Source organism: Methylocystis sp. H4A, from assembly GCF_015709545.1.
GTDB lineage: Bacteria > Pseudomonadota > Alphaproteobacteria > Rhizobiales > Beijerinckiaceae > Methylocystis > Methylocystis silviterrae.
Genome location: NZ_JADNQY010000028.1, coordinates 465,189 through 477,386, shown reverse-complemented (window position 1 = coordinate 477,386; position 12,198 = coordinate 465,189). Strand labels below are relative to the sequence as shown.

Below are 12,198 nucleotides of genomic sequence, written 5' to 3'. Positions count from 1 at the left end.
ATCTCGTCGTGGACCTTAGCCGACGGCTGATCTTGCACTACCGCCGGCAAGTCGATCAGATCGTCGTCGGAATCGTCAAGGAAGGCCGCATGACGCTCGATCCTCCAGGCCTGAATGTCGCTGTTGACGAGATGATTCCCGAGATCCCTGCGTGAAGCCTCCCCGCATCGCCCTCGTCACCGGCGCGTCGCGCGGCATTGGACGCGCGCTCGCCTTGGAACTCGCCCGCGACGGCGCGCATGTCGTGGCCCTTGCGCGCACGCAGGGCGCGCTCGAAGAACTCGACGATGAAATCCGCGCGCAGGGCGGACAAGCGACGCTCGTTCCTTGCGATCTGGCCGACTTCGACGCGCTTGACCGTCTTGGCGCCGCATTGTTTGAACGCTGGGGCAAGCTCGACGCCTTCGTTGGCAACGCGGGAATTCTCGGACCTCTGTCGCCGCTCGCCCACGTCGATCCGAAGGACTGGAACCGCGTCATCGCGGTTAACGTCACCGCGAACTGGCGGCTGATCCGTTCCCTTGATCCGCTGTTGCGCGCGTCAGGCGCCGGACGCGTCCTCTTCATCACCTCGGGGGCGGCGCATCGCGAGACAATGAAGCCGTTCTGGGGCGCTTATGCGGTCTCGAAGGCGGCGCTCGAGGCGATGGCCCGCACCTATGCGTCTGAAAGCGCCGGCGATGGCGTGACCGTCATGCTCGCCAATCCGGGTCCGCTGCGCACGCGCATGCGCGCTCAGGCGATGCCGGGCGAAGATCCGATGACGCTCAAAACGCCTGAAGAATTCGCAAAAAAATGCCTCGCGCCGCTGGCGCCGGAATGGCGCGAGAGCGCGAGGCTTTATGATTTTCCCACCGACCGGCTGCTGAGGTTTACCGCGCCGGTCTGACGTGGCCACCCCTTAGTGGTGGTGATGGCTCGTGTGATGGTGGGTGTGGCCCTGATGCACGTGGTGATGATGGTGGACATGGCCGCGGCGCAGCGCGGGCGGCGGAGGCGGCGGGATATAGGCCAGCGTCAGGCTCTCGACGCCGGCCGTCCACCCCACTCCAGAGCCGGCCTGGACGTTAAAGGGCTGCAGCGAGAAGATGTTGTCGGATCCGCCGACGAGCGCCGCGCCCCCGCCCCCGACCCCGAACTTGGCTGAGACTCCCGGGCCGAAATAGGAGCCCGCGAGAGCGCCGGGTCCAAGGTGGTCTGTCGCCGCGACGACGCCCCAGGACAGTTGGCCAGGACCATTGATCGTCACATTTGCGCCGACCTTGGTGAGCGCGCCCACATAGTGGGCCGGAGCCGCGCCTTCGGCGTCATCGCGATAAATGCAGTCCATCTGCTGATTTTCGACTAGAACGCTGATGCCATTGCCTAGAAGCCGGCACTGCAACATCCCGACGCGGTCGCCCGCGAAGGCGCTCGCGGGCGCCAGTAGGGCCAGAGCGAAAACGCCGCTCAGCGCGCGACCCAAACCAAACTTCAGCATTCAGTGCTCCTCTTCCTAGTCTGTGGCCGCCGGCACAAAACGAAGCCGGCAACACCCGCCCTGCAGTACAGGACGAGCCCCGAAATGCAATAGCGCCGCTTCAGCCGTAGCCGAAGTTACTTCGCCTCGACGGGCGCGTCATGTGCGCCAGCGCACGAGCGAGCGTCGCGCATTTGCGTCTCGCCACACCTTTGCCGCGCTTGCAAAGACCTTGGAAGAGTCCGACTTTTAAAGGGTAATCAAAAATCCGAGGCGTCCGTGTCGCATTCCTATCCGCTGCCCGTTCTCGTGGACCAGGGCTTGTCTCAGTCCGATATCGAAGCGCTGCGCTCCGCCGTCGCGGCGTTGGAAAGACATAGCTTTGCGACGCGGCTGGCGGGATTGGCGAGCCGGCAGCTCAGTTTTGGCTCGCTGACGCTGCCGCCGCGACTGCAGGCGGCGGTCGCCGCCGCGACCCAAAAGGCGCTCGCCGCGGCGATGAAGATGGCCTTGGCGAGCCTCGACGCTCAGCCGGCGAAGGACTCCATACGGATTCACCGTCGTCTCGCGGCGCTCACCGGAGGCGTCGGCGGCGCCGTTGGCCTCGCGAGCCTGCCGCTGGAGCTGCCGGTGTCGACGACGATCATGCTGCGCTCGATCGCGGAAATCGCACAGGCGGAGGGAGAGGACCTGCGCCACCCGGGCGCCGCCCTCGCCTGCCTCGAAGTTTTCGCCCTGGGCGGCCATTCCGCCGAGGGAAATGTGCTGGAGGGCGGCTATCTTGCGCTGCGCGCCGTGCTCGCGAAATCCGTGTCCGACGCCGCACGCTTTATGACTGTCCGGCAGGTCTCCAATGAGGCTGCTCCGGCTCTGGCGCGTCTGATCGGCGCGATCGGAGCGCGTTTCGGCATGGTCGTTTCGCAAAAGACCGCGGCGCAGGCCGTCCCGATCATCGGCGCGATCAGCGGCGCGGCGATCAATGTCGCCTTTACGGAACACTTCCAAAGTCTCGCCCGCGGCCATTTCGTGGTTCGCCGATTGGAGCGGCTCTACAGCCCGGCCCTGGTGCATGCCGAATACGCGAGGATCGCCCGTTCCGAGGGATATTGGGATGATCCGCCGCAGGCGGCGTGAGCGGCCGCGAGCGTGCTTGATCACGCCGCATTTGAGTGATGTCTCAGTTTGAATTTCACCTTTGGGTGGAGCGCGGTAACATTTGGCTGGCAGGCGGGATGTTCGCTGCGCGCCAAAAAAAGCAAAGTTCCATAATGGCGAAATTATGCGAATAACGTGTGATACAGCATGGGGTAAATTCCTCACTCGGAAAACGACTTAGCTTCCGGAATTCGGGGCGGTTCTTGACGGCGCGACCGTCGATTTGATGTGGGTCGATAAATCCTCAGATATTTTCGCTCTCAGTGTCACGCCCGAACCGGGGTATCTCGAACGCATCGCCCCTGACCAAAGAGCATCCCATGCAAGGCAACCACTACCCCGATTTGCAGGATGGCTTGAGAGAGCAAGCTCCTAAGCAGTTGGCGCTCTACGAGAAATGGTTCCGCGCAAACGATTTACCTGAAGGGCGGTTCATCGCATTGCGTGACGCCATTGAGTTGTGCGCTTGGTATCGCGTGCCACCACCAAAGTGGGTTGCCGACGCGGTTACCGAACTCTGCTATTCGCAAATAGAAGCGGATCGTCGGCCTGGACGGTTAGGAAGTTATCATGCGCGGTTTCGGCAACATCGAATCCATCTGATTAGGTGGGCAGCAGTACGGCATTTGAGGTACAATTGTCGTGACCGCATTCGAACGTGGCATGATGCTTATGCGGAAGCTTCGCACGAACTACGGAAGACGATTGCGCGAGGCAGCGAGGAAGTTATGGCGACCAGCTATAAGCGACACAATAGGAATCCATTTTTGAAAATCCTGAAAGATAACGGCGGAGAGGAGGCATTGGCCGATACTGCTCGGAGTTACTTTGAGGAGCGGGAAATGTTGCTGGATGTTGACAGATTGTTTCGTAAGTAAGTGGACACGCCCGCGTGCAAAAAAAACTTTCGCAACAAACGCCGAAGCCCTGAAAATCAGGGTCTTGGCGCGTGCAAAAGGCTGTTGCAAAAGTTGAGCGGTATTTCATCCAAGATTGCGCGCTTAAGAATGACCGCTTCGGGTCAAATCGAGCCAATCATCATCCGCTCGGCGGGGCGACTGCTACGGGTCGTAAGCTGAAATTCAAACCGAGATACGACCGGCATTCGCACGAACTCGCACAAATGCTGATGACGCGATTGATCTCAAAAGCGTAGAGCGCGCTTTGCGCGAAAAACCGAGCTCCACTATTTCGTGAGCCGCGCGCTCTACGGCAGACGGCGCAGCGCCTCGGCGAGATGGCCGATCTGCTTCGTCGTGGCGACGCCCGCTTCGTTTTCTTCGAGCAGCACGAAATCGGCGCCGGCGAGATTTTCGTCGAGTTCTGCCGATGTCGCCGGCAGCCGTTCGCCGTTCGAGGCGTCGCCGGGCGCGCGCCGGTAATGACCGAGTTCGATATTGTTGTTCTCGGTTCGCATATAGAACCAATAGTCGATTTGCGGCGGACAGGGCGCGAGCGTCGCCGCCGCCAGCACTTGATGCAGAAAGCTGCCGCCAAGCGCGAGCAGCCGCGGCGAGCGCGCGCAATCGCCCTTCTCCCCGGCCCTTCCGATCGTCGCCGTCGGATAATGCGCGTCGGGCCACAGGAGATTCAAAAGGTCCAGCAGGTCGCGGTCGGTGCCGACGGCTTCGGGCGCCGGCGCTGAGGTAAAGTCGAGCACGCCGATCGGCGTCGCCGGCGGCGCGCGCGTCACGTCGCGCATGGCGAGCGCCCCACCGACGCTGTTCCAATGCGAGCCCCCGCGCGGAAAAAGCGCGATCGGCTGCTTGGATTTTTCCGCCGCAATGAGCGCCGCGCCGTCCACATAGCGCACATGCGATTCATCGAGCGCCGCGCGATAGGGCGCAAGCTTCTCCGGCATTATTGTCGCACGCGCCGCGCATGGTGCGGACTTCGGCAGATCTTCCGGGTAACGCGCCGCCTTGGACGGCGAAATCAGGAACACGAAGCTCTTTCCGCGCGCCTGCGCCATCTCCTGAATGTCGCGCAAGGTCGAGGACCAAGCGCTCAGGCGCGACGGATCGAAGCCGCCGTCACGCGCGCAAAATTTGTCGATATAGAGCTGCTCGAACAGCTGGCCGTCGCGGCCGATCGCGACTCCCGGCGCCGCCGAGCCGCCGAAAAGCGAAAAGACGAGCTGATTTTTCGCGCGCACGGAGATCGGAAAAACCGGCGACATTCGGCCAAGATTTATTGAAACCGCCTTTTGCGTTTCTCCTGAAAGAAAGGCGTCGAGAGTCCAGGGCGCGGGCTTTGGCTTCGCGACGCCGGCGAGCGGCGAGGCGCTGCGGATGCGCAGCTTCGGCCAATCGCGCTCGACGGCGAAATTCCACAAATTGGCGAGGAACAAAAACGCGATGAAGCCCGCGCAACCGAAAATCGGCAGACGCGCGAGCGTCAGCGACTTCAAAAAGGCGATGACGCCCTCGGCCTGACCGCGCGAGCGCGACGCCGCTCCAAATTCCGCCTCATGTTTCTCGATGCGCTTATCCATTTCGGCTAAAATCGCTCATCCGATTTAAAACCGGAAGTAGATGAACGGCTTGAAGGGATCGGCAAGTCCCTTCGCCAAAGCCGCAAGAAAGAGCATGGACAGCGCGCTGTTCGACGCCAATGCGTAGTGCTGCGCCGCGCGTCCCCAATTGAAGTCCTTGACATAAAGCGACAGGCGCTGCGCGACGCAGATTGCCGCGGCGGTCAGCGCCACGACCACATATTCGGGAGGAATGGCGACAGGCGCGCTGGCGTGCGCCCATGGATTCGCCATCAACGCCAGCAACGCGCCGGCCTGCGACAGAGAGGTTGCGCGAAAGAATGTCCAACCGACGATCACGATGATCATCGCAATGACGTTAGCGAGCCAGTCCGGCAACCGCTGCAGGCGGTTGACCAGGAATAGCCGGTCGAGCACGAGGAACACGCCGTTATAAGCGCCCCAAGCGATATAGGTCCAAGCCGCGCCGTGCCAGAGTCCCGAAGCGAAGAAGCAGATCCACAGATTGAGATAGGTGCGCGCTTCGCCGCGCCGATTCCCGCCGAGCGGGAAATATAAATATTCGCGAATCCAGCTCGTCAGCGAGATGTGCCAGCGCCGCCAGAAATCGGTGATGCTCGTCGCGACATAGGGCATGTTGAAATTTTCCAGAAGCCGGAAGCCGAACATGCGCGCGAGCCCAATCGCCATGTCGGAATAGCCGGAAAAATCGAAATAGATCTGGAAGGTGAAGAACAGCACGCCCGCCCAGGCCTCCGCGAAGCCAAGGGAGCTAACGTCATGCGCGAAGATCAGATCCGCGCCGCTGGCAAGCGTATCGGCGAAGAGCAGCTTCTTCACGACGCCGAGCATGAAGCGGGAAAAGCCCACGATAAAGTCGTCGACGTCGGCGTGCGGCATCGCCTCGAACTGACGCGCGATGTCATGGTATTTGATGATCGGGCCGGCGAGGAGCTTGGGAAAGAAAAAGACGTAAAGCCCGTAAAGCAGCGGACTGCGGGCCGGCGCCGTGACGCCGCGATAGACGTCGACGAGATAGGTGATCTTTTCGAAGACGATGAAGCTGACGCCGATCGGCAAGGCGATCTGAGGGATGTTGATCCCCGGCAGCGTCAACGCCTTGAGCAGCGCATCGAAATTGAGCGCCAGAAACCCCGTATATTTGTAATAGATAAGGATCGCGAGATTGCCGACGACGCCGAGCGCCAGCCAGAGCTTGCGTGCGTCATTCCCGGCAGGCCGAAGGCCTGATCGGGAATCCAGAGCAATCACAGCCTCGCTCGCAAGTCTGGATTCCCGATCGCTTCGCTTATGCGAAGCGTCGGGAATGACAGTGGGATCGCCGATGGATAACGCAGCGATCTTCTGCGCCACATAGAGGTCGAGCCCGACCGACGCGAAGACAAGGAAGATGAAGACCGGCTCGCTCCAGGCGTAAAAGGCCACGCTTGCCGCAAGAAGGATGACAGCCCGCCGCGCGCGGACTTCTCCAAAGTACAGATAAAGCAGGTAAACCGCCGGGCCGAACAAAAACAGGAACAGCGGCTCGTAGAAAAGCATGATTGTCCTGCGTTCGACGGCGCGCCGGCGCGAGCGCGAAAGCCTGCGGCTTCTACCAAAAGCGCTCCGGTGGAGCAAGAAACGGCCCGAAGGGGCGGCGCCGCTCTCCCTTCTCCCGCGTTAGCGGGGGAAGGCGACGCGAAACGCCGGAAGGGGGCTAGGCGCGTCCCGACGTGAGATGAAACGCCGGCCCCCTCCCCAATCCTCCCCCGCTTCGCGGGAGAGGGGGCAGGTTGCGCCTCTCATGAGAGTTTCGCCGCTCGCTTGGTAAATCGCGTGGAGGTTCGAGCCTGACCGCGGTCGTCCTGGGCGAGGTAGCGCACGAGGACATTTGTGTCGAGCGCGATCACTTTGGACAGGCTCGGCTTCTGATCGCCGCTTCCATCGCCTCAAGCGTGACTAGCGTCGCGGGCGCCGGAACAACGCCTTTAAGGCGTCGTACGAAGGCTCGACGTACCTTCGCGGGCAGAGTGATCTGGCCCTTGCTGGTTAGAGTCGCCTTCGACATTGAGGACCAGGCTCCATCTCCTTAGAACACCTTACATATCGTAAGGAGCTTCAAATTTTAACCGGAATTCTCGAGCCGGGCTCGCTTGCGCGGGCGCCGCGTTGCGCCTATCACCCCCGCCATGGCCACTGATTTTTCTCCCACGTCCGACTTCCTGCGCGCTCTGATCGAGCGCGGCTTCGTCCATCAATGCTCGGACTTTGCCGGACTTGACGAGAAGGCGCGCTCCGGGACGCTTTCCGCCTATATCGGCTTCGACTGCACGGCGCCCTCGCTCCATGTCGGATCGCTGCTGCCGATCATGATGCTCGCCTGGCTGCAGCGCGCCGGCGGCAAGCCGTTGCCGCTGATGGGCGGCGGCACGACGCGGGTCGGCGATCCTTCCGGCAAGGACGAGAGCCGCAAGCTTTTGACCGTCGAACAGATCGGCGCCAACAAGGCCTCGATCCGGACCGTCTTCGAACGCTTCCTCACCTTTGGCGACGGCGCGACCGACGCGCTGATGCTCGATAACGCCGACTGGCTGGCGGGTTTAAACTACATCGACTTCCTGCGCGACGTCGGCCGCCACTTCTCCGTCAACCGCATGCTGACGATGGATTCGGTGAAGCTGCGGCTCGAACGCGAGCACGAACTCTCCTTCATCGAGTTCAACTACATGTGCCTGCAGGCGTACGACTTCGTCGAGATCAACAGGCGTTACGGGGCGCTGCTGCAGATGGGCGGCTCGGATCAATGGGGCAATATCGTCACGGGCCTCGATCTCGGCCGCCGCATGGGCTGCCCGCAACTCTATGCGCTCACCTCGCCGCTGCTGACGACGGCGTCGGGCGCCAAGATGGGCAAGACCGCCGCCGGCGCCATCTGGCTCAACGCCGATATGCTGTCGCCCTATGACTATTGGCAGTATTGGCGCAATACGGAAGACGCGGACGTCGCCCGCTTCCTGAAGCTCTTCACCTTCCTGCCGATGGATGAGATCGCGCGCCTCGCCGCGCTGCAGGGCGCCGAAATCAACGAAGCCAAGAAGACTCTCGCGACGGAGGCGACGGCGCTCATTCACGGCCGCGCGGCGGCGGATGAGGCTGCGGCGACCGCGCGCACGACATTCGAAGAGGGCGCGCTCGCGCTGTCGCTCCCCAAGATCGCCGTTTCGGCTGAGGAAGTCGCCGAAGGCCTCGGCGTGCTGACGGCCTTCGTCAAAGCCGGTCTCGTCGCGTCGACCGGCGAAGCGCGACGCCAGATCAAGGGCGGCGGGCTGCGCGTCAATGATGCGCCGGTGACGGACGAACGCAGCATTATCGGCGAAGCGGAGTTTGCGAGCGACGGCGTCGTCAAACTCTCGCTCGGCAAGAAGAAGCACGTATTGCTTGAGCGCGCTTAGCGCCCCTGCGGCCGCGAAAACCTACCGCTGCTGCGGCATCCGCGCGGTGCCGTCGATGACGCCCATGATCTTGCGCATCAACCCGGGAGCGATCGCCGAGAGGGGATTGACGTTGATCGAGGGCGATGAGAGCGCGCCATAGAGGCGATAGCTCAGCGCAAAGACGCCTTCATGCTGTCCGCCGGCGAGCACGACGCCGACCACCGGAATATTCGACAACAGATTGTTCAACGCATAGGCGGGCACATATGAGCCCACGAGGTCCAGCCGCTCGCGCGGGAAGTCGATGTAGCCGTCGAAGGTGAGGCCGATCTCGGGACCCGACAGCACGCCTTCGCGCACGGTAAGCTGTCCGGCCGACCAGCTGAAGTCGCTCTCCAATCTGCCGACGCGAACGAGGTCGGGGTCGAAGCGGTAATTGCCGCGATCGTCCGCGCGCGCCGTTCCGCTTTGCGCCATCAGCTGGCGCACGGTCGGTTCGCCGCGCACGAAGAAGTCGCGAATGCGCAAAGCGCCATCGGCGCGGTTTTGACTAAGCTGTACGGTCGCGGTCAGGGCGCCGCTGTCCATCTTCCGATAGATGTCAAAGAAGGAGAGCAGCGAGCCGCCGTCGTTTGTCGCAATTTCGATTTGCGGCTGGTTATCCTGACCGCGCCCCATGCCGACTGTGAGCTGCTCGCGGCCGAAAAAGCCTTTAAGCGCCACCCCGCGGGGCTTGCCGCCGCGACGCTCCAATTTCAGTTCGACGTTTGTGAGAATTTGCTTGCCGTAGCCGGTGACGATCGGCGATTTGAAGTCGAGATCGAGGTCATCAACGCTGCCCTTGCCGCGATCGGCGCGCAGCAACCCCTGCATAATCGGGCGGGCGTCGAAATTCGCGCCGCGCGCGACGATCTTCACCAGTTCGCCGCTACGCTGCACGTCGACGCGCATATCGTCTCCGGGCGAGAGTCGCGCCTGCGCGAGACGGGCCGCGCGGAATGCGCCATCTTTGCCGAATTCGATGACGCCCTGCGCTTGCGTCGGTCCCGCGTCGAACACGAATTGTTCGAGCGACATCGCCTCGCCGTGGCGCGTCAGCGTGAACGAAGACTTTGCCGGCTTTCCCGCCGGCTTCACCAGGCCCGGGAGCGGATTGTCGAAATTCGTCCGGGTGAGATCGAGATCGATCTGCGTGTCGACGTTCTCAACCGGGATTGGCGTGCGTATCGTCGCCAGAATCGGGCCGCTGACGCCGGCGATGGCGTAGCCGGCGCGCTGGCGCGCCGCATCGTCAAAAGTGAATGCGACCTGCGCCTGTGCGGGACCCTTGTCGCCAAAGCCGCGGCGCACGTCGAGGGTCGCCGGCGCGCCAAAGAGTCGGCCGGTTCCGCTCACGCGCAGGCCGGCTCGGTCAGCGATAATATGCAGCGCGCCGTTCTCGAGCTTTTCCCTGCCGATCAGCTTCTCGATCACAAGGTTCGACGTCGTCGCGTCGATGGCGAAAGTCGTGGCCGCGTCGCGCGCGGTCGCCCCTGTCTCGAAATCGACGCGCAGTCGACCCTCGATGGTTCCTTTCAGCGCGCCCGCTTCGACGGGGACAGACGCGTGGTCGGCGATCGCCGGCAATGAAAGCAGGTCAGAGACGGCCTCGACGTCGCCGCCAACAGTGACCTCGACCATCGCGGGCGTCGGGCGCAGCGCGCTGTCGGCGACCAGGAAGCGGCCGGACGACAGTGCAAGGCCTCGACCCGGCCCGGTCTCCATGGCGCCTGAGGTCGCGTCGAAAGACGCCGTCTGTCCGGTGATCCGCAGTCGCCCGTTGATGCCGGTCAGCGGCGCCATGCCCGGCAGGATGTCGGAGACTGTCGCGTCGACGATGTCGCCCTCGGCGAACAGCGAGCGATCCGGCGGCGCCTGCTCGTAGCGCATCGCGTTCAGCGCCGCGCCGTCGAAGTCGGCGGCATATTGGGCGCGCTTCAAGACGCCGACCGGCACATGATCGACGAACCAGGTGCGCACGGACGGCGCGACATGGGTAGGCCACAGGCGCGCGAGCGCGCGTATCTGCGTCTCTTCGATTCCCATCTTGAGTATGACGCGAATGTCGTCGCGCCAACTCACTGCGCCGTTGAGGTCGATGTGCGTGTCGGGACCGTCGAACGCGAATTTGTCGAAGACGATCTGGCGTTCGTCTCGAAACAGGCGCGCATTGAGCAGTCCGTCGTCAATGCGGACATTTTTCTCTCCTGCGCGCTCAGGCGCGACCACGGTTGGCGCTTTCAGGCGCAACGCGATCGTCCATGGCCCATCCAGGCGCGCCGCATCGGCTAAAGTCCTAGCGCCGTCAGGCGGGCGGGCGTCGCCGACGACGGTCATGTCGAAACCGCCGGCCTTGAACACAAGCGGCGCGATTGCGACCTTGCGCGCGGCCCTGTCCCAAACCGCGACGCCGGCGATCTTTTCGATCATCACCGGCTCGTGATCCGGCTCGTCGAAGCGGAAATAGCCCCGGCCGATCTCCATTTGACCCGACGCTTCGAGAACCTCGTCGCCCGGACCGAGCGCGAATCTCAGGTCGAAGGAGAGCGGCGCGTCAGTGTCGAAGCGGGTCGTGCGGAAGCCGCCGGCAAGCGAAATCTCGTCGATCGAAAAATTGCGAAACTGCGCGTGGAAATCGCGTCGTCCTCCCGGCGCGCCCTTTGCGATGGCGACGGCCGTCCAACGCCCCGAGGGGCCATTGGCCGCCGCGGAGAAGCGCATGCCGGCGCCGCCCTTGTCGAGGCTGAGCGTCACGTCTTCATAGCGGATGGCGCGATCGATCGTGCGGTCGTCGATGGTGAGCCGGCCGTGCGCCACGCCGAGGCGATCGAGCGCGGCGATTGGACTGTTCGGGCTCGTGGCCAAGTCCATGAGCCCGCGCAGGGCCCCCGCCGCGTCGCGCAGCAGAGTCACGCGCTCCGACCCGGCGCCGTTCGCCGGCGCGCCGGGCGCAATCGCTGGCGCCGCCGCAGGAACGGGTTGAGCGCCGGCTGAAATCACGACGGCGCCGTCCGGGTTGACCGACAGGCGCAAGTCCAGATCGAGAACCTCGAGCCGGCGCAGCTTGATGCGGCCGATCAACAAGGAGCGAAGGTCGAGCGACAGCTCCGCGCGCGGCGCCGCGACGATGGGACGACCGTCTTTCTTGACAATGAAATTGTCCACGGACAGCGTCGGGCCGTGATCGCCATTGCCGATCGCGGCGGCGCCCAGCGAAAATTCGTACCGGCCGCCCGCGAGTTCGTCGAGCGATTCGACGATGCGCGGCGCGAGCCAAGCAAAGGTGATGGAGCCCTGCGAAAGCAGCAGGAAGAAGCCGCCAAACGTCAGCGCGCACAGCAGCGTTGCGGCAAGTCCGCTGAGCATGAGCAGGCGGGAAAGTCCGCGGCGCGGCGCCCAAAAAAACGGCGGCCGCAACGCCGCGCGACAGGCCCGCTGCATCGCGCGCCGCCCCCTATCGACGACGACTCCGGCGCCGCTAGGCTTGCGCCCCGTCCTGTCGGTCAATTGGCCTCGCTCTCGGCTCGATCGCAGCGCGGACGCGGGCAATTACGCCGGTCTTGCCGGCTGGCGCGCAGTCTGCATTCTACGGACTGATTTTAGCTGCAGATGCGACG

Annotated in this window: 9 protein-coding genes; 5 read left to right on the top strand and 4 right to left on the bottom strand. The window is 63.3% G+C overall.

Annotated elements, in window-relative coordinates; genetic code table 11:
* Nucleotides 1–8: 8 nt before the first annotated feature.
* Nucleotides 9–155, top strand: a complete 147-nt coding sequence (locus tag IYW40_RS18925) for a hypothetical protein (protein ID WP_196401795.1) — start codon at nt 9–11, stop codon at nt 153–155.
* Nucleotides 152–889 (top strand): SDR family NAD(P)-dependent oxidoreductase, encoded by a 738-nt coding sequence (locus IYW40_RS18920; protein ID WP_196401794.1) that lies wholly within the window; start codon nt 152–154, stop codon nt 887–889. The genes IYW40_RS18925 and IYW40_RS18920 overlap by 4 nt, the downstream gene beginning before the upstream one ends.
* 12 nt (nt 890–901) lie before the next feature.
* Here IYW40_RS18920 and IYW40_RS18915 read toward each other — a convergent pair whose 3' ends face one another.
* Nucleotides 902–1,480 carry a DUF992 domain-containing protein gene (locus tag IYW40_RS18915; RefSeq protein ID WP_196401793.1) on the bottom strand — a complete coding sequence of 193 codons (579 nt, stop codon included), beginning with the start codon at nt 1,478–1,480 and terminating at the stop codon, nt 902–904.
* A gap of 258 nt (nt 1,481–1,738) precedes the next feature.
* On the opposite strand from IYW40_RS18915, the gene IYW40_RS18910 reads away from it, so the two are divergent.
* Nucleotides 1,739–2,593, top strand: coding sequence for an EcsC family protein (locus IYW40_RS18910; RefSeq protein ID WP_196401792.1), 855 nt, complete (start codon nt 1,739–1,741; stop codon nt 2,591–2,593).
* 341 nt (nt 2,594–2,934) lie between these two features.
* A complete protein-coding gene (locus tag IYW40_RS18905) occupies nt 2,935–3,492 on the top strand; it encodes a hypothetical protein (protein WP_196401791.1) in 558 nt (185 codons plus the stop codon).
* A 329-nt stretch (nt 3,493–3,821) separates the two neighbouring features.
* On the opposite strand, the gene IYW40_RS18900 is transcribed toward IYW40_RS18905, so the two are convergent.
* Nucleotides 3,822–5,108 carry an alginate O-acetyltransferase gene (locus IYW40_RS18900; protein ID WP_196401790.1) on the bottom strand — a complete coding sequence of 429 codons (1,287 nt, stop codon included), beginning with the start codon at nt 5,106–5,108 and terminating at the stop codon, nt 3,822–3,824.
* A 24-nt stretch (nt 5,109–5,132) separates the two neighbouring features.
* Nucleotides 5,133–6,668, bottom strand: coding sequence for an MBOAT family O-acyltransferase (locus IYW40_RS18895; protein WP_196401789.1), 1,536 nt, complete (start codon nt 6,666–6,668; stop codon nt 5,133–5,135).
* A gap of 629 nt (nt 6,669–7,297) precedes the next feature.
* Between IYW40_RS18895 and tyrS the strand changes: the two genes are divergently transcribed.
* The gene (gene tyrS, locus IYW40_RS18890; protein ID WP_196401788.1) at nt 7,298–8,560 is read left to right on the top strand and encodes a tyrosine--tRNA ligase; all 1,263 of its coding nucleotides are present in this window, start codon (nt 7,298–7,300) and stop codon (nt 8,558–8,560) included.
* A gap of 21 nt (nt 8,561–8,581) precedes the next feature.
* Here tyrS and IYW40_RS18885 read toward each other — a convergent pair whose 3' ends face one another.
* Nucleotides 8,582–12,088, bottom strand: coding sequence for an AsmA-like C-terminal region-containing protein (locus IYW40_RS18885; RefSeq protein ID WP_196401787.1), 3,507 nt, complete (start codon nt 12,086–12,088; stop codon nt 8,582–8,584).
* Nucleotides 12,089–12,198: the final 110 nt, after the last annotated feature.

Bases quoted from the DNA above. Each gene is read 5' to 3' on its own strand.
- tyrS (WP_196401788.1), top strand. From the start codon at position 7,298: ATGGCCACTGATTTTTCTCCCACGTCCGACTTCCTGCGCGCTCTGATC.
- IYW40_RS18905 (WP_196401791.1), top strand. From the start codon at position 2,935: ATGCAAGGCAACCACTACCCCGATTTGCAGGATGGCTTGAGAGAGCAA.
- IYW40_RS18915 (WP_196401793.1), bottom strand. From the start codon at position 1,480: ATGCTGAAGTTTGGTTTGGGTCGCGCGCTGAGCGGCGTTTTCGCTCTG.
- IYW40_RS18895 (WP_196401789.1), bottom strand. From the start codon at position 6,668: ATGCTTTTCTACGAGCCGCTGTTCCTGTTTTTGTTCGGCCCGGCGGTT.
- IYW40_RS18900 (WP_196401790.1), bottom strand. From the start codon at position 5,108: ATGGATAAGCGCATCGAGAAACATGAGGCGGAATTTGGAGCGGCGTCG.